Genomic DNA, 18,134 nt, shown 5'->3' on the forward strand with positions numbered 1-18,134 from the left:
CCGAACATAAATTTATAAAATTAAATCAGGTCTAAACCGCGACGAATATCCTGGATAATATCACCAATCTCTTCCAAACCAACAGATACGCGAATCAAACCTTCGCGAATACCGGCAGCTTCTTTGGCTTCAGGCGACAATTTACCATGTGTCGTGGTTGCCGGATGGGTAATGGTCGATTTCACATCGCCCAAATTACCGGTAATCGAGATAAACTGGGTATTGTCGATGACAGTCCATGCTTCCTCACGGCCACCTTTGACTTCAAAAGACACAATACCGCCAAAACCGCTCTGCTGTTTGGCTGCCAGTTCATGACCGACATGTTCAGGCAAGCCCGCATAATATACTTTTTCCACTTTTGGATGCTGGTTCAAAAATTCAGCCAATTGCTGTGCACTTGCTGAATGTTCACGCATACGCAAACGTAGTGTCTCCAAGCCTTTTAGAAAAACCCAGGCATTGAATGGGCTCATTGACGGGCCGGTGGTACGGACATAGCCGAAGATTTCTTCCAGCAGTTTATGATTACCTACCACTGCACCACCCAAGGCACGGCCCTGACCATCCAGATATTTAGTCGCAGAATACACCACCAGGTCTGCACCAAATTTGATTGGTTGTTGTAACACCGGTGTACAGAAGCTGTTATCAATCGCCAATAAAGCATCATTGGCATGCGCAATATCGGCGAGTCCCTGTATATCAGCTACTTCTGCTAAAGGATTCGATGGAGACTCAACAAAGAGAATTTTAGTTTCAGGCTTGATGGCATTTTTCCATGCATCAAGATCAGTCAAATCGACGAAATCAACACTGACACCAAATTTTGCGACATATTTTTCAAACATGGAAACCGTAGAACCGAAGACTGCACGTGAACAAATCACATGATCGCCGGCTTTTAAGAATGCCATCATCACTGCCATAATGGCTGCCATACCCGAACTGGTGGCGACGGCGCGCTCTGCACCTTCAAGTGCAGCCAGACGCTTTTCAAACATGGCAACGGTCGGATTGGTAAAGCGAGAATAGATATTGCCCGGCTCCTGGCCTGAGAATTTAGCTGCGGCTTCTGCAGCATTTTCATACACAAAAGACGATGTTAGAAAAATCGGTTCGCCATGCTCACCTTCAAAAGTGCGGGTATGACCGGTACGAATGGCTAAAGTTTCTAATTGGTAAGAAATATCGTCTTGCTGGCTCATCGCTTTACCTCAGCCCTCAGGCTGCCTTTTGTAAAAATTTGCCAACATTTTGAGCGCCTAAGCTATTTCAGGTCAAGGCATAATAAGCGATTATTGCTTAGACTTCGATCAATCCTCCCGCGGATACGGATATTTTATTTACATGATTCAGTTAAAACAAAACTTTCAGCGCCAGCAAAAAAAATTGAAACACCTCAGCACCCGGGTGTTTAATGCCTCCTCACTGATCCTGTCGCAAAAAACCCCTTTTGAATATATTGCCGGCACCGAGTTTTGCAAGATTCGTTATTACGCTTCACCTGAGAAAAAATATAAGGAGCCTCTGGTTTTCATCGCACCGTTAGCCATTAATATGGATATCTATGATCTGTATCCTTATCGCTCTCTGGTCAAGCATTTTCAGCATAGCGGTTTTGATGTCTATCTGGTGGAATGGAAACGCTTTAACTTTAAGCACCGTCACCTGAATTTTTTATCTTTTATCGATGCAGCCATTCCTCAATCCATTGAAACCATCTGCAAGCATTCAGGCAGTCAGTTCATTTCCTTACACGGCTGGAGTATGGCTGGGGTGTTTGTCACGCTCTATACAGCCCTGCATTCGCCTGAACATGTCAAGAATCTGATCGTGGTGGGCAGTCCTATCGACAGTTATGCGTCAGGACGTGTCGGCAAACTTTTTTCTACGACCAATAAACTGATCTCTAAAAACAAAAATCTGCAACAGGCCATTCATCAAGGATTGATCCCGAAGCAATATATTCATACGCCGGGTATTGTAAATGCCTTGGGCTTTAAATTACTTGATCCGATTGGCTGGCTAAAAAGCCAGAAGCAGTTTTTGCTGAATCTGGATCATGTCGAAGATGTCTATGAACATGCCACCATGGGGAATTTCCTGAACAAGATGATCGATTATCCGGGCGGGATTAATCAGGACATGGTTCTGCATTTATGGCTGCAAAATCCTTTAAAATACGGTTCTATCACTTTAGATGGTCGTATTGTTGATCTTAAAAATATCAGCTGCTCCCTATTGGTAGGTGCAGGTCAAACCGACCAGATTGTCACAGAACAGTCAGCTAAGCCTTTGATGGAATTGACAAGTAGCCAGGATAAGACGTTTACTCTTATACCGGGTGGTCATCTTGGACTAATGTCGAACCAGAAAACAGCCAATACATTCTGGCCAAAAATGACGACCTGGCTGGTGCAGCGCTCCACACGTCTTGATGCTTAAAGCAGATTTCTCGCACCAGAAAAATATTAAAAATTATCAATAGATTTAAACATATTCAGAGGGTACAGCATGATTCAATCAGTGGCATTTATCGGCCTAGGTGCAATGGGTTTTCGTATGGCAGCACATTTACCCAAGCATTTTGATACGGTCTATGTCTGGAACCGCAGCTTTAACAAGGCAGAGCAACATGCGGCTGAATATGGCACCCAAGCCGTCACACTGGAACAGGCCGTACAGGCAGATGTGATTTTTTCCTGCCTGCCAACTAGCGCTGACGTTGAACGACTTCTGGAAAATCTGTCGCTTAAATCCGGTTCAGTCTGGGTCGACTGCACCAGTGGTGTACCGGATTCTGCCCAAAAATTGGCAGTACAATTGGCTAAACATGGGGTAATCTTTCTGGATGCACCGGTCAGCGGCCAAACCGTTGGTGCTGAGAATGGTACATTAACCGTGATGGTGGGCGGCAATGCAGAGGGCTATGAAAAAGCCCTTCCTGCGATGCAGGCATTTGGCAAGCTGATCAAGCATGTCGGTGAATCTGGCGCGGGTTTTGCAGTGAAAGCCGTAAATAATATGTTAATGGCTGTAAACCTGTGTGCCGTCGCAGAAGGCTTTACTACACTAAAAGCGCATGGGGTAAACTTGCATGAAGCGCTGGATTGTATTAATGCTTCAAGTGGTAAAAGCATGGTGACTGAAACCGTTTTGCCGCAGCGTATTTTAAACCGCAGTTTTCCTGTAACCTTTGCCCTGCCACTCTTGGCCAAAGATACAGGCATTGCAATCGACCTTGCGCGTGAAGCCAAAATTTCTGCGCCTGTGCTCTCGTTGACCCAGAATCTGATTCAAGCGGCCAGCGATCTGTCGGATAAAAACAGTGATTTTTCCAGTGCTGTGAAAATGTATGAATCATGGAGTAATATTACCATCGAGTAATATCTCGCCATTGAATAATGATAACGAAACCTCATATTGTGACTAGTAGGCAGGCACATATAGTGGATAACCCAGAGGAAACTCTCATGAAGAAATTTTCTGTTGCAGCATTGATTGGCTTTGCAACTTTGTTCGGGGCTTCAACATCGGTTCTTGCATCTGAACAAGAGTGCAAAAAATTAAAAAATGATCATGACGTGATTTATGCGTCTAAAGGTTTCTGTTTCAAAGATCCTGAAGCAAAAGCCAAGTTTGGTAATGACAATTGCTATACAACCAAGCCAAAATTCTCGGAAAAAGAGCAACAACGTCTTGACGCGATCAAAGATCGTCAGAAAGAATTGAACTGTAAATAATTCAGTTTAATGACGCTCAAGGAATATACTTATGACTTATGATGATCAGAATATTTTTGCACGAATTCTACGCGGTGAACTTCCTGCGATAAAAGTGTATGAAGATGACCAGGTTCTTGCATTTATGGACATCATGCCTCAGGCAGAAGGTCATACTCTCGTGGTTCCGAAAACTCCGGCGATCACTTTACTGGATCTACCCCCTGAAGCTGCAGCCTATACGATTCAGATCGTACAGAAAGTTGCAAAAGCCATTGAAAAAGGTTTAGGTGTGGACGGTATCGTGCTGATGCAATTATCAGGGGCCGCAGCGGGTCAGACCGTACCACACGTACATTTCCATCTGGTTCCTACCTCTTTGCACAATCTGGGCAAACATGCAGCACAAATGGGCGACCAGGAAAAAATTAAAGCGCTGGCTGAGAAAATTAAAGCTGCCCTTTAAGCTATTCTTAATACCTAAAAATGGAGCCTCGGCTCCATTTTTTATGTCTAATGTATTTCACTCTTGATTAAGCCAATAAAATATCAGTAAAAGTCACCTAGCCTATTTTTAAGTTTTGCAGCAAACACCGAGCTTAGCTGTATTTGCATCAATCCTGCTTACCCCACTCATAATCCTATAAAAAATAAGACAATGATTGTCTTTAATATTTCTGAAATATTTCCTTAATCATATTGACTTATTTGTAATGAATACTTGGCACCAATAGAGCAGTAGATGTTTCAAAACAATACTGAAACTTGTTTTTAAGACGATGAATAAAAAAGTCTTTATTGGAGCAACACATGAAAAAAACGTTATCTGCATTAGCAATCGGGGCAACAATTTTAACACCAGTGATGGCAGCTGCTGCTGATGTTAAAGTGTATGGTCGTGCACACGTTTCTTTAGATTATCTGGATGATGGCCAGGATTATAACGAAGTAGGTCTTTCTTCAAACTCTTCACGCCTAGGCTTTAAAGCTGAACAAAAACTAGAAAATGGTATGACTGTATTTGGTCAAATCGAACAGGAAATTAACTTTGCAAGTGGTTCTGCAAATGATGATGTTGAATTTGCAACTCGCGATACTTTTGTTGGTTTAAAAGGTGATTTTGGTCAAGCGCGTATCGGCCGTTTTGACAGCCCATTCAAAGTAGCACGTGGCCCGGTCAACTTCTTTGGTGATATGGTTGGTGATGTTCGTAACGTTACGCGTGTAGGCAACCTGCGTTTTGATGAACGTAATGCCAATACCATTGAATATAAATCACCAAAATTTGGTGGCGGTTTCAACGTATTAGGTGCGATGTCACTACATGAAACAAATAGCCCGGATGCCACTAAAGATGGCGCTAAAGACAAAGATAAAGCATACGACCTCGCTTTAACCTATAAAGAAGGTAAAGTTGATTTCGCTGCTGCCTATGAACACTATGAAGAAGAAGCTGCCCGTGGTGAGCGCGATGGTTTCCGTATTGCTGGTGCTTACAAAATCACACCTGAATTCAACCTGGGCGGTTTATACCAATTCCTTCAACACGATAATTCTGAAGCAAACCCAGATGCACAAGTATTTGGTGTAGCCGGTGAATATAAATTTGCACCAAAAACCTCATTCCGTGGTGAAGTATTCCACCGCGATGTCGATGCCGATGATGCGAATGCAACTTTACTGGCAATCGGACTTGAGCACCGTTTAGATCCAACAGTCCGCATTTATGGCAACATAGCAACTGTATTAAATGATGAAAACTCAAACCTTACCCCTTGGGCACAAGGTCGTACCAATACTGTAGGTGGCGTACGCGGTGAAGACAGTCTAGGACTTTCACTAGGCATGCGTTACGACTTCTAAGTCCAGTCTCCCTCACAAAGCTTAAAAAGAACATGCCTCCAGCATGTTCTTTTTTTGGTGTGTTTTTTATCAATATAAATATAGTGAGAAAGATTGTGACACTGATATTCAACCCTCATAAAACCAACCAGTTTAGTTTGATTAATTTTATTCTTTATTTTAAAACCAAGCATTTTAATCAGATTAAAAAATATTAATCCAATTAAAATGATCTACATTAAAATATATAAATATAAGCATTTTAGTCGGATTTAAAAACCGATAGAATTACATAAAATAATAAAAAATATTTAGAATAGATTTTAACTCATATAAATATATATTTAATATTTTCAAACATTTATAAATATATATTTATTTAAACTGTATCGTCTATTTATTTTTTAGTTACAATAGATTAATAATATACAACAAGTCATATAACAGGCTTAGTCGAATGAGCTTAGTTCCCAAAAATCTAAACCAGAGAGTGGTTAGAGAAATAACCGCTATTTTAATTATCAAGGTTATTTTACTAATGATAATTAAAAACATCTGGTTTGATGCGCCTACGATTCCTAAAAATTTTGATAACCAAGTCGCCGAGCGTATCGCCGGCAATCCTTCCCAAATCCAGGAGACACGTTGATGATTTCTGAAAGCGTGGTCGATCTCTCGCGGTTCCAGTTCGCCATGACCGCGATGTATCACTTTATTTTTGTTCCACTGACGCTAGGTCTGGCATTTCTGCTTGCCATTATGGAAACCACCTATGTGATTTCCGGCAAAGAAATCTACAAAGACATGACCAAGTTCTGGGGAAAGCTGTTTGGTATTAACTTTGCCTTAGGGGTAACCACGGGCCTGACCATGGAGTTCCAGTTCGGAACCAACTGGGCTTATTACTCGCATTATGTCGGTGATATTTTCGGTGCACCACTGGCGATTGAAGGTTTGATGGCCTTCTTCCTTGAATCGACGTTTATTGGCTTGTTCTTCTTTGGTTGGGATCGTCTTTCCAAAGTGCAACATCTGGCCGTAACCTGGCTGGTGGCTTTAGGCTCGAACATGTCCGCACTCTGGATTCTGGTCGCCAATGGCTGGATGCAAAACCCGGTCGGTTCGGCATTTAACTATGAAACCATGCGTATGGAAATGGTGGACTTTGCTGCATTGATCTTTAACCCGGTCGCTCAAGTTAAATTTGTGCATACCGTATCTGCCGGTTATGTCACAGGTGCCATCTTCGTCCTGGCTATTTCAAGTTACTACATGCTGAAAAAACGTGACCTGCCTTTTGCACGCCGTTCTTTTGCCATTGCAGCCATCTTCGGGCTTGCTTCTACACTTTCGGTGATTTTACTGGGTGATGAATCAGGTTATGAGCTGGGTGATGTACAGAAAACCAAACTGGCAGCGATTGAAGCAGAATGGGATACTCACCCTGCACCTGCGCCATTTACTTTGTTCGGTATCCCGAATAAGGAAACCATGACTACAGATTATGCAGTGAAAATTCCTTATGTAATGGGTCTGATTGCTACACGTTCTACGACTGAACAAGTTACAGGTATTAAGGACCTGCTGGTTCAGCATGAAGCGCGTATCCGTAATGGTATGGTGGCCTATTCGCAACTGGAAAAATTACGTGCTGGTGATCAGTCTCCAGAACTGAAAACCGCTTTTGAAGAAAGCCAAAAAGACCTCGGTTACGGTCTGCTGCTGAAGAAATACACGCCAAATGTCGTTGATGCCTCTGAAGAGCAAATCAAAGCAGCTGCTAAAGATACCATTCCACACGTACCAAGTCTGTTCTGGGCCTTCCGTGCCATGGTTGCTTCTGGCTTCTTGATGCTACTTCTATTTGCACTGGCAACTTTTGCGGTAGCAAAACGTAATGCTGAAAACAAACCATGGTTATTGAAATTTGCATTATTTGCACTTCCTCTGCCTTGGGTTGCTGCGCAAACTGGCTGGTATGTGGCAGAAGTAGGTCGTCAACCTTGGACCATTGGTGAGGTATTACCGACACATCTTTCAGCATCAAGCTTAAGCACAGGTGATGTCTGGGGTTCAATCCTTGCATTGGCAGCATTCTATACCGTGTTACTGATTATTGAAATGTATCTGATGATCAAGTTCTCACGTCTTGGCCCAAGCTCACTGCATACCGGTAAATATCATTTTGAAAAGCTTGCAGCTGCAGAAAAGGCAAATGGGGAGACTCAAGCATGATCGAATATGAATTATTAAAAATCATTTGGTGGGTGCTGGTCGGCGTATTGCTGATTGGCTTTGCCCTCACCGATGGCTTCGATATGGGCTCCATGGCGATCATGCCATTTGTGGGCAAAAATGATAGCGAGCGCCGTGCAGCGATCAATACCATTGCGCCACACTGGGACGGTAACCAGGTCTGGTTTATTACTGCCGGCGGTGCTTTGTTCGCTGCCTGGCCAATGGTCTATGCAACTGCCTTCTCCGGCATGTACTGGGCACTGTTGCTGGTCCTGTTTGCCCTATTCCTGCGTCCGGTCGGTTTTGACTATCGCTCAAAACTGGAAAATACCAAATGGCGCAATTCATGGGACTGGGGTCTAGCCATTGGTGGTGCAGTGCCTGCATTGGTCTTCGGTGTGGCATTCGGCAACATGTTCCTAGGTGTACCATTTACTTTAGATGAAACTGTACGTTCTACTTATACTGGTAGCTTCTTTGCCCTGCTGAATCCGTTTGCGATTGTCTGTGGTCTGGTCAGCTTATCGATGCTGTGTGCACATGGTGGTGCATGGTTAATGCTGCGTACTGATGGTGACCTACGCCAACGTTCTGCCAAAGCAACACAAATCATGGGTCTGGTTTATCTGGTTACCTTCCTGGCTGCAGGCGCTTGGCTGTACTTTGGTGGTATTCAAGGTTATACACTGGTTACACCTTTTGATACCAATGGTGTTGCCAACCCGCTCGCCAAAGAAGTGCTGACCAATGCCAATCCAGGCTGGATGAATAACTACTCGACTTATCCAATCACGATGGCAGCGCCTATTGTCGGCATTTTGGGCGGTTTGATCATTGTACTGGCAGCAGGTAAAAATAAAGCAGGCTTGAGCTTCCTGGGTTCATCTCTGGCAGTTATCGGTGCAATTCTGACTGCTGGTTTCGCCCTATTCCCTTTCCTGATGCCTTCAAGCATTAACCCGGTTGCAAGTCTGACCATGTGGGATGCGGTATCTAGTAAAAATACCTTAACCGTTATGACCGTTGCTGCCTGTATCTTTGTTCCACTGATCCTGATCTATACCACTTGGTGTTATTACAAGATGTGGGGCGTGATTACCAACAAACACATTGAAGATAATTCACACAGCCTGTACTAAGGGCTGTGTCTTAAGGAGAGACAACTATGTGGTATTTTGCTTGGATTCTGGGTGTACTGATGGCATGTTTTGCCAGTGTGATTGCTGCCATTTACATGGAACAACACCAAGACCTAGATGAGGAATAAAACATGACCGAAGCTGCGCTTGAGAAAACCGTTGTAGACAAGAAACCAAACAAATTTGCGATGATGATTTCCTGCCTATTGGCTTTTCCTCTCGCAGCCGTGTTATTGGTTCATCCTTCTGCAATGCTGGATGCCAACGGTGAATATAGCCATAGTGCCATGATGTATATCATGATTGGTATTTCTGGAGGCTTTGTCCATGGTGTTGGCTTTATGCCGCGCCACTGGTTCTGGAAATGGTTGTTTAGCCCTTTCCTAGCATGGCCTTTAATGATCTGGGGTTATTACACCTGGTTTCTCAGTTAAAGTATGAAATTAAAAAGCCCTCATTTGAGGGCTTTTTAATTTCATACGAATTCTAAAATATTCTTCTTTTTTCTTCTGGCCAAAACAGGATTTTTAAAACAACTTATTTTAAGTATATAAAAAGCCGGAACCAGTCCGACTTTTAGAATGACTTATCGATGAGTATGAATCGACATCACAATGCCCATCCCGGCCAGCATGGAAATCACTGCCGTTCCACCATAACTCATGAGCGGTAATGGATCTCCAGTTACAGGTAAAATCCCGCTCACCATGCCTGAGTTTAAAAATACAAAGAAGAAGAAAGTCAGTCCCATGGCTCCAGCATATAAACGGCCAAAGTTATGAAAGCTGTTTAAACCAATCATCAGACAGCGAATAATAATGGCAGTGAATAAACTAAACAGCAGGAAAACGCCGATAAAACCGAATTCTTCGGCATAAGTCGACATAATAAAGTCAGTATGATGTTCAGGCAGATAACCTAAATGTGATTGGGTACCTTCGGTATAGCCTTTGCCCGTGGAACCACCTGAACCAATCGCAATTTTGGATTGGATGATATTCCAGCCTGCACCCAAGGCATCCGATTCCGGATCAAATAACGTGGTAATACGTTTTTTTTGATACTCTTGTAGCACGAACATCCATGCAGCCGGAGCTGCCACAGCTACCGCCGCTGCTGCACCACCAATCAGACGCCACGACATCCCACTTAAAAATAGAACAAAAATACCAGGAATTACCAAGCCAATGTTCAAGTCAGGCTGAAGTGCCACCAAAACAAATGGTACGCCCAATAAAATCAAAGCCCCGACAATATGCAAAAATTTGGGAGGAAACGGCTTACGTGCAAAATACCATGCCATCATCAAAGGCATCGCAAATTTCATCACCTCACTCGGTTGCATGCTTCCCACCCCCGGCAAGGTAATCCAGCGGGTTGCACCTAAACGTTTTTCACCAATCACAAAGACCAGAAGCAGCATGAAGATCCCGAAGGCATACAGGTATGGACTAATCGCCTGATAGACTTTCGGTGGAATCTGCGCACAGATAAACAGCAGCACAAAACCAATTCCAAAACTGATCGCCTGACGCACCACCATGCCAGAGTCTTCGGATGTCGCGCTATACACCACCATTAAACCCAGGATTGCATTGAGAACCAGAAAGCACAATAACCATGGATCAAGGTGCAACTTGGTCCATCGAGATGAATCTTGCGGGTTAATACTACGTCCATCACGCAAAGAATGACGTAAAAACCGATACTGCTGTGAAGGTATCATTGGCCAAAAGGTGAAAAAGAATGATGGTAAAATTATAAGTGAAAGCCATAGCGAATAGATCGCTATAGCCAGATTTATTCTGCTTTTATTTAAATATTATTTGAATATATTTTTAAGCCTGAGCCTTTAAAATCAGTCTGGCGAGTTCCAGATCATCCGGATAAGTAATTTTAATATTATCGGAACGCCCTTGTACTACACTCACTGGCTCACCGATATGCTCCAGTGCACTGGCTTCATCGGTAATCGTAGCCCCACCCTGCAAAGCCTGCTCAATCGCCCACTTTAATACCCCTATCTTGGCCATTTGTGGCGTTTGTGCCTGCCAGAGCATCGAGCGATCCACTGTTTCCTCGATATCAAAATTGGTTACTACACGCTTAAGTGTATCTCGCACCGGGATGGCCAGAATCGCAGCCTGATCATTTGTAATCGCCGTATTGACCAGTTGTTGCAGACAATCCAGACTGACACAGGGACGTGCCGCATCATGTACTAGTACCCAGTCATCTTCAGAAGCGATTTGAGATAAATAGTTCAGTGCATTTAACACGGAATTCACCCGCTCGGCACCACCCAAACAAAAATGGGCTTTCTCCAGACTGGAAAATGGCAATGTTTTTGCCACGTTGTCCTGTGCACCAATCGCCAGGACATAACCCGTCAAAGGCAGGTGATTCAGACGAGCCACCGTATGTTCAAGAACAGTTCGCTCTTGAATCATCTGATATTGTTTCAGTTCTGTTTTGGAGAAACGGCTACCGGAACCTGCAGCTGGAAGAATGACCCAAAGTTTAGGGTGTAGTTGGTGCTTCAGCTGACTCATTGGTTCGCAGGTCTACTTTAGAATTAGGATTAAGATAGATCGGTTTATATTGAGTACTGATCGTGCTCATTTGAATAAAAGTTTCGCGTGGCTTAATCAGACCAAGATCTAAACGCGCATGTTCTTCGATGGCTTCAATACCATTCTTCAAATCATAAACTTCTGCCGCCAGAACGCGATTACGCTCTTTCAGCTCATCATTCAATTCCATCTGTTGCTGGATTTTCTGGGTCAGTTGCTGATGATCATGATAACCACCTTCACCAAACCAGTATAAATATTGAAACCCTGCGATCAAAATGATCGCAAGGCCCAACAGTACTTTACTCGCAGTCGAGTCGAATACATTTAACATTGACATAAGTCGCTTAGTTCAAACCTTTGAACTCAGCTTTACCGCGATATGCAGCATTAGTCAATTCTTCAATACGAAGTAATTGATTATATTTCGCTACACGGTCAGAACGGCAAAGTGAACCAGTCTTGATTTGACCCGCTGCTGTACCTACTGCAAGATCAGCAATCGTTGAATCTTCCGTTTCACCTGAACGGTGTGAAATTACAGTAGAGTAACCATTCTCTTTCGCAAGGTAGATGGCATCTAAAGTTTCAGTCAAGGTACCGATCTGGTTGTATTTGATGAGAATCGAGTTACCCACTTTTTCGTTGATACCACGTTGCAGAATTTTCGGGTTCGTTACGAACAAGTCGTCACCAACCAACTGGATCTTGTCGCCAAGAATAGAAGTCAGGTAAGACCAGCCTTCCCAGTCAGATTCGTCCAAACCATCTTCAATCGAGATAATTGGGTACTGGTTTACAAGACCTGCCAAATAGTCAGAGAACTGGTTGCTTGTGAACGCTTTGTTGCCTTCGCCAGCAAGAATGTACTGACCATTTTTGTAGAATTCTGAAGATGCACAGTCAAGCGCAAGCATGATGTCAGAACCTGCTTTGTAGCCAGTTTGACCAATTGCTTCAAGAATAACTGTGATTGCTTCTTCGTTTGAACGTAAGTTCGGCGCAAAACCACCTTCATCACCTACCGCAGTGTTTAAACCTTTTTTGTTTAAAACTGATTTAAGTGAATGGAAGATTTCAGCACCGGCACGTAGCGCTTCAGAGAATGAAGTGAAGCCTACTGGCTCAATCATAAATTCTTGAATATCGACGTTGTTGTCTGCATGTGAACCACCATTGATGATGTTCATCATTGGTACAGGCATAGTTAGAATCGTTTGACCGCGAAGATCTGCGATGTATTGGAAAAGAGGAATTTTCTTTTCTTCAGCAGCAGCGCGAGCAGCAGCCAAAGACACTGCCAAAGTTGCGTTTGCACCTAGTTTTTCTTTGTTTTCAGTACCGTCAAGCGCGATCATCGTGTTATCGATGTCTTTTTGTTCGAATACTGATTTACCGACCAAAGCGTCACGGATTAACGTATTTACGTTATTTACCGCAGTTTTAACGCCTTTACCTAAGTAACGCGCTTTATCGCCATCACGAAGTTCTAAAGCTTCACGAGAACCAGTTGAAGCACCAGATGGTGCACATGCACGGCCAACTACGCCAGATGCTAAGATTACGTCTGCTTCGATGGTAGGGTTACCACGAGAGTCCAAAATTTCACGTGCACGAATGTCAACGATTTGGCTCATGAACTATTCCTCAGTTGATTAATATGAGCTGCCTATACGGCAGCGCAAGAGTGATAAACTCAGTGTGTATCTAACTTTTCGAAACCTTTGACCAAGGTATCCAATTCTTTTAGCTGTGCCAGGAAAGGCTCAAGCTGAGACATGCGCAGCGCACATGGACCATCACACTTGGCTTTTTCCGGATCTGGGTGTGCCTCTAAGAACAAACCAGCAAGACCCGTTGCCATACCCGCACGCGCAAGCGTTGTAATTTGCGCACGACGACCACCGGCAGAATCTGCACGGCCGCCTGGGGTTTGTAAGGCATGGGTCACATCAAAGAATACCGGGACATTCATTTCTTTCATGATGTCGAAGCCCAGCATGTCTACAACCAGATTGTTATAGCCAAATGCCGAACCGCGTTCACAAATGATCAGTTTGTCATTTCCAGCTTCCAGACACTTATGCAGAATATGGCGCATTTCGTGTGGAGCCAGGAACTGGGCTTTTTTGATATTGATGATGGCATCCGTTTTTGCCATGGCTTCCACAAGATCCGTCTGACGGCTTAAGAAAGCTGGCAATTGAATAATGTCTGCCACTTCTGCAACAGGAGCCGCTTGATACGGCTCATGCACATCGGTGATGATCGGCACATTAAAGTGTTTTTTAATGTCAGCTAACCACTCGAGACCTTTTTCCAGGCCAGGCCCACGGAAAGAGTTCAGGCTTGAACGGTTGGCTTTATCAAAGCTGGCTTTGAACACATAAGGAATGCCCAAACGTGTGCAGATATCGACATAAGTCTCTGCGATTTCAAAAGCCAGGTCTTTAGATTCAAGTACATTCATTCCGCCGAATAATACAAATGGCAAATGATTTGCCATTTGTATATCGCCCAAACGTACAATTTCTTGTGGTTTTAATTGCGACATTTAAACTTCCCTAGTTGTGTCCTACGCACCGATTATTTGGTTTTTTGGTACTGCTTTTTCGCAGCATCAATGAAACCGGCAAACAATGGGTGACCATCGCGTGGCGAGCTGGTAAATTCCGGGTGGAATTGTACTGCAATAAACCAAGGATGTGCAGGAATTTCAACAGTTTCTACCAAATGCTGTACCGGAGAATAACCAGAAATCTTCATGCCTTTTTCTTCCAGCACTGGGATATAACGGTTGTTCATCTCGTAACGGTGACGATGGCGCTCGATGATTTCTTCAGAACCATAAACTTCTGCAGTTTTAGTCCCTGCAACCAGTTCAGATTTTTGCGCGCCAAGACGCATCGTACCACCCAGATCAGAATCAGCAGAACGTTGCTGAACTTCACCACGCTCATCTAACCATTCAGTAATTAAACCAATCAATGGAGATTTGGTTGAACGGTTAAATTCAGTCGAGGTCGCGTCTGCAATACCAGCAACATTACGTGCGTATTCGATCACAGCCAACTGCATACCCAAGCAAATACCGAGGAACGGCACACCGTTCTCACGTGCGAACTGAATCGCCTTCATTTTGCCTTCAGTACCGCGCTCACCGAAACCACCAGGAACTAGAATCGCATCAGCATCTTTCAATACTTCTGCTACATCTTGGCTTTCAAGCTCTTCAGCGTTTACGTAGTCAATCTGAACTTTCACACGGTTTTGAATCCCGGCGTGTAAAAGTGCCTCATTCACAGATTTATATGCATCTGGAAGTTCAACGTATTTACCGACCATTGCAACACGTACGGTGTATTCAGGGTTCAGTAATGCTTCTACAACGTTATCCCAATCTGTTAAATCAGCTTCAGGAAGATCGTTATAACCAAAACGTTCACAGATTAAATCATCAACATTTTGTTCGTAGAATGTACGTGGAATCTGGTAGATCGAACGTGCGTCTTTACATACCACAACGGCACGTGCTTCAACGTTGGTAAATAATGCAATCTTACGCGTCGTATCTGCATCTACATCGTACTCTGTACGACAGATGAGAATGTCTGGCTGAATACCAATCGACAGGAGTTCTTTAACAGAGTGCTGTGTTGGTTTGGTTTTTAATTCTGCTGCAGACTTAATGTATGGGAGTAACGTTAAGTGCATTAACATGGTACGTTTATGACCAAGTTCAACCATTAACTGACGTACAGATTCCATGAATGGGAGAGATTCAATGTCACCTACAGTACCGCCGATCTCTACGATCGCAACGTCATAACCTTCGCCTGCACGAAGTACACGCTCTTTGATATTGTCAGTAATGTGTGGAATAACTTGAACAGTACCGCCTAGATAGTCACCACGGCGTTCTTTGTTTAGAACATCCTGGTAAACACGGCCTGATGTGAAGTTATTTAGTTTGGTCATTTTCGCACGACGCAAGAAACGTTCGTAGTAACCCAAGTCTAAGTCTGTTTCAGCACCATCTTCTGTAACAAAAACTTCACCATGCTGGAATGGGCTCATTGTCCCTGGATCGACATTAATGTATGGATCCATTTTTACCATGGTCACTTTTAAACCACGAGCTTCTAAAAGTGCAGCAACAGAAGCAGCTGAAATACCTTTACCTAGTGATGAAACTACACCACCAGTAACGAAAATAAAATGGGTCATTGGGTTTCTCGTACAATCGAGCCTAAATCGGCCTGCAATGTTGCGCAATTTTACTTTACCTTGTACCTAGAAAGCAAAGTCAATCCGCATCAATTCAAAGAACAATAAACAATTGACTATTCTAACAGCAATTCCTATAAAAAATTACAGTAAGTTCATATGATTTCTATCTTGCATTTTGCTGCTATAATAGTGTATCCACTCCACACTTTTATGTTTGATGCAATGATGATGAAGAAACTTTTAATCTCCACCCTAATCCTGACTGGCCTGACATTAACTGCGTGTGTAAAAAAAGAAGCACCAAAAGAAGAAGAGCAAGTAGAAGTTACTCCAGCATCTGAAATCTCGACTCCAGAACCAACGCAATTTGAACCGCTTGAACCTGTAGAGCCAGCGGCAATTGAAGAGGAAGTAGCGCCAACGGTTGAAATTCAACGTGAGCAAACTGAAAACACCACGACTGAAATCCGTCGTGAAATCAAAAAACCAGAAACTACTGAGCCGGCACCAGTGCCTGAAACCCGCGAAGAACCTGCGTCAAAGCCTGCTGCGACCACACCTAAAACCAATTCAAATCCAGAAAACAAGTCTGAGGATGATGCGGTTGCTGACGCAATTGCCGCAGCGATGCCAGCACTTGACTAATTACAGTATCATTCATCAAAAAACCCAGCAGATGCTGGGTTTTTTATTGGAACTTTTTAAGCGGATACTGTTGCCGGTGCACGAGATAAGTGAATCAAATAGTCTGCCATTAGTCGGGTAGCCCAAGATTCGGTTTGCATCAAGCCCTGATAAAAGCCGCAATGACTGCCTTTTTTGGTGGTAATCACCATAATATTAGACATCGCCCGAATTTTTTCTTTATAAGGTTCTAAATTTCGGATGTGACAAACCGGATCATCCTCCGCATTTAAAATCATCAGTGGGATTTTGACACTTTCAAACACATAAATCGGATTGGTTGCCTGAGTATAACTGGCATAATCCGCAAATCCGGCCAGTTCAAAATAAAGTTTTTCAAATTCAGACAGATCTTTAACTTCTAATAACTGTTTCCAGCTTGGGCAGACCTGCCAGGTTTCCTGATAAGGATGAATAAAGCGCTTAATCAGTTTTTTGGCCATGACTTTACTGTAAAACGGATGCACATTGGCAAAACCGGTTTCAGTGTTATAGCCAGGGCATAAGGCAAAAGCCGCTTTGAGTGGGGTTTGTTCACCTTCTTCGCCCAGATAACGCACTAACAATCCCGTACCCGCAGAAGATCCAACCCCATAGAGATCGGACTGAGGAAATCTGTCCTGTATATACAAGAGCTGCTCACGCAAATCCTGAGTTGAACCAAACAGGTTCATTTTAGGCACAGGCATGGGTAAGTCTGCATGACCACGGCGTAAACACAATGCAACACGCCAACCCGTATATTTATGCAGATCACGAACCAGTTCACGCATTGATTCAGGAGAACCGGTAATAGTATGAAGTAATACAATGGTCGGCGTGCTTGCCGGAAGATCGAGTCCATACCAGGCAATACCGGTAATTCCACCATCTGACATTTTCAGCTGTTCAAGCGCATCATATTTCAGTTTAATGGTGCGTTTTTTAATTAAATCGAAATACAGAATATGTGCGTGTGCATTGGCTAACCAAGGTGTAGGACGATATTTTTGTTGCAGCTGCGGTAAGCGCTCAATGAGTCCTGAAAATACACCATTCGGATTGTAATACAGGGTCGGCTCGTCTGCTCCACTGAAACGATCCAGATACTCACTGGAAAGCTGACCCAATTTTTTAAGCAACATTTTCATCTGTCATCCCCCTCTAGTTGTACTAGCTGTGATTTACAAATTTCATGCCGACTTGAATCAATAGTTCGAATTAAGTTTTAGCTTGGAATGATTGCATCCGCTGGCCCATCTGTACAGCCAGGGCTTCAAGTCCGGACTTAGGTCGAATCATGACTTCAAAATCAATCATCTGCCCCTCTTCATTAAACTGAATCATGTCAACTCCCTTTAGCTTTTTATCGCCCACATTGGCAGAAAACTCAAGTACGACATTGTTACCATCTTCACTTATAAATTCACGGTGATAAGTGAAGTTTTCAAAGACTTGAATGACATTGGTCAAAATAAAAAATACCACCTGTTTTCCAGGATAAGGCTGAAAAGCCACAGGCGAACGAAATACCACTTCTTCAGCAAGTAGTTCATTCAAGATCGACATATCACGGGTTTCCAGCATCTCATGCCAGCGTGCAATGGATTTTCTAGTATTTTCGATGGTCATTTTGGATTCCTTTTTTTTTGATATTTTTTAATAAAAGCTTAAATACTTCTTTCTTTTAATTGACAGAATTCCCCCTTTTATTAAAGGTGAGA

Annotated in this window: 20 protein-coding genes; 11 read left to right on the forward strand and 9 right to left on the reverse strand. The window is 43.3% G+C overall.

The features are described from left to right. Positions 1–20: 20 nt before the first annotated feature. Positions 21–1,208: an O-succinylhomoserine sulfhydrylase gene (locus NI466_RS07295; RefSeq protein ID WP_005100072.1), complete on the reverse strand. Its 1,188-nt coding sequence runs from the start codon at positions 1,206–1,208 to the stop codon at positions 21–23. Positions 1,209–1,350: 142 nt separating this feature from the next. On the opposite strand from NI466_RS07295, the gene NI466_RS07300 reads away from it, so the two are divergent. From NI466_RS07300 to NI466_RS07345, 10 genes are all read left to right on the forward strand, one after another. Then, entirely contained in the window at positions 1,351–2,448 is a 1,098-nt protein-coding gene (locus NI466_RS07300) for an alpha/beta fold hydrolase (RefSeq protein ID WP_004645261.1), read from the forward strand. 69 nt (positions 2,449–2,517) lie between these two features. Next, positions 2,518–3,390: an NAD(P)-dependent oxidoreductase gene (locus NI466_RS07305; RefSeq protein ID WP_253173216.1), complete on the forward strand. Its 873-nt coding sequence runs from the start codon at positions 2,518–2,520 to the stop codon at positions 3,388–3,390. An 86-nt stretch (positions 3,391–3,476) separates the two neighbouring features. After that, positions 3,477–3,746: a YARHG domain-containing protein gene (locus NI466_RS07310; RefSeq protein WP_004278704.1), complete on the forward strand. Its 270-nt coding sequence runs from the start codon at positions 3,477–3,479 to the stop codon at positions 3,744–3,746. 31 nt (positions 3,747–3,777) lie between these two features. After that, positions 3,778–4,191, forward strand: a complete 414-nt coding sequence (locus tag NI466_RS07315) for an HIT family protein (RefSeq protein ID WP_004278705.1) — start codon at positions 3,778–3,780, stop codon at positions 4,189–4,191. A gap of 344 nt (positions 4,192–4,535) precedes the next feature. Continuing rightward, positions 4,536–5,588, forward strand: coding sequence for a porin (locus NI466_RS07320; RefSeq protein WP_184413070.1), 1,053 nt, complete (start codon positions 4,536–4,538; stop codon positions 5,586–5,588). A 436-nt stretch (positions 5,589–6,024) separates the two neighbouring features. Then, entirely contained in the window at positions 6,025–6,216 is a 192-nt protein-coding gene (gene cydP / locus NI466_RS07325) for a cytochrome oxidase putative small subunit CydP (protein ID WP_004645265.1), read from the forward strand. Further along, positions 6,216–7,802: a cytochrome ubiquinol oxidase subunit I gene (locus NI466_RS07330; RefSeq protein WP_004731262.1), complete on the forward strand. Its 1,587-nt coding sequence runs from the start codon at positions 6,216–6,218 to the stop codon at positions 7,800–7,802. The genes cydP and NI466_RS07330 overlap by 1 nt, the downstream gene beginning before the upstream one ends. Then, positions 7,799–8,944 carry a cytochrome d ubiquinol oxidase subunit II gene (gene cydB, locus NI466_RS07335; RefSeq protein WP_004278709.1) on the forward strand — a complete coding sequence of 382 codons (1,146 nt, stop codon included), beginning with the start codon at positions 7,799–7,801 and terminating at the stop codon, positions 8,942–8,944. The genes NI466_RS07330 and cydB overlap by 4 nt, the downstream gene beginning before the upstream one ends. 26 nt (positions 8,945–8,970) lie before the next feature. Continuing rightward, positions 8,971–9,072, forward strand: a complete 102-nt coding sequence (gene cydX / locus NI466_RS07340) for a cytochrome bd-I oxidase subunit CydX (protein WP_004278713.1) — start codon at positions 8,971–8,973, stop codon at positions 9,070–9,072. A gap of 3 nt (positions 9,073–9,075) precedes the next feature. Beyond that, positions 9,076–9,378 (forward strand): cyd operon YbgE family protein, encoded by a 303-nt coding sequence (locus tag NI466_RS07345; protein ID WP_004278714.1) that lies wholly within the window; start codon positions 9,076–9,078, stop codon positions 9,376–9,378. Between the two features lie 152 nt (positions 9,379–9,530). On the opposite strand, the gene rodA is transcribed toward NI466_RS07345, so the two are convergent. The 6 genes from rodA to pyrG all read right to left on the reverse strand — a co-directional run bounded on the left by rodA (position 9,531) and on the right by pyrG (position 15,744). Further along, positions 9,531–10,670, reverse strand: a complete 1,140-nt coding sequence (rodA, locus tag NI466_RS07350) for a rod shape-determining protein RodA (RefSeq protein WP_004645269.1) — start codon at positions 10,668–10,670, stop codon at positions 9,531–9,533. A 112-nt stretch (positions 10,671–10,782) separates the two neighbouring features. After that, positions 10,783–11,496: a 2-C-methyl-D-erythritol 4-phosphate cytidylyltransferase gene (ispD, locus tag NI466_RS07355; protein WP_253173217.1), complete on the reverse strand. Its 714-nt coding sequence runs from the start codon at positions 11,494–11,496 to the stop codon at positions 10,783–10,785. Beyond that, positions 11,465–11,857, reverse strand: coding sequence for a septum formation initiator family protein (locus tag NI466_RS07360; RefSeq protein WP_004645271.1), 393 nt, complete (start codon positions 11,855–11,857; stop codon positions 11,465–11,467). The genes ispD and NI466_RS07360 overlap by 32 nt, the downstream gene beginning before the upstream one ends. Before the next feature lie 7 nt (positions 11,858–11,864). Further along, a complete protein-coding gene (gene eno, locus NI466_RS07365; protein WP_004278719.1) occupies positions 11,865–13,154 on the reverse strand; it encodes a phosphopyruvate hydratase in 1,290 nt (429 codons plus the stop codon). Between the two features lie 59 nt (positions 13,155–13,213). Then, entirely contained in the window at positions 13,214–14,071 is an 858-nt protein-coding gene (kdsA, locus tag NI466_RS07370; RefSeq protein ID WP_004278721.1) for a 3-deoxy-8-phosphooctulonate synthase, read from the reverse strand. A gap of 32 nt (positions 14,072–14,103) precedes the next feature. Next, a complete protein-coding gene (gene pyrG / locus NI466_RS07375; RefSeq protein ID WP_005100051.1) occupies positions 14,104–15,744 on the reverse strand; it encodes a CTP synthase in 1,641 nt (546 codons plus the stop codon). 225 nt (positions 15,745–15,969) lie between these two features. Between pyrG and NI466_RS07380 the strand changes: the two genes are divergently transcribed. Next, positions 15,970–16,392, forward strand: a complete 423-nt coding sequence (locus tag NI466_RS07380; RefSeq protein ID WP_370940779.1) for a hypothetical protein — start codon at positions 15,970–15,972, stop codon at positions 16,390–16,392. 56 nt (positions 16,393–16,448) lie between these two features. Here NI466_RS07380 and NI466_RS07385 read toward each other — a convergent pair whose 3' ends face one another. Continuing rightward, a complete protein-coding gene (locus NI466_RS07385) occupies positions 16,449–17,561 on the reverse strand; it encodes a YheT family hydrolase (protein WP_164543358.1) in 1,113 nt (370 codons plus the stop codon). Positions 17,562–17,631: 70 nt separating this feature from the next. Further along, on the reverse strand, positions 17,632–18,042 hold the full coding sequence (locus tag NI466_RS07390) for a nuclear transport factor 2 family protein (RefSeq protein ID WP_005247220.1): 411 nt from the start codon (positions 18,040–18,042) through the stop codon (positions 17,632–17,634). Positions 18,043–18,134: the final 92 nt, after the last annotated feature.

The sequence above is a fragment of the Acinetobacter lwoffii genome (genome assembly GCF_024129595.1).
GTDB lineage: Bacteria > Pseudomonadota > Gammaproteobacteria > Pseudomonadales > Moraxellaceae > Acinetobacter > Acinetobacter lwoffii_O.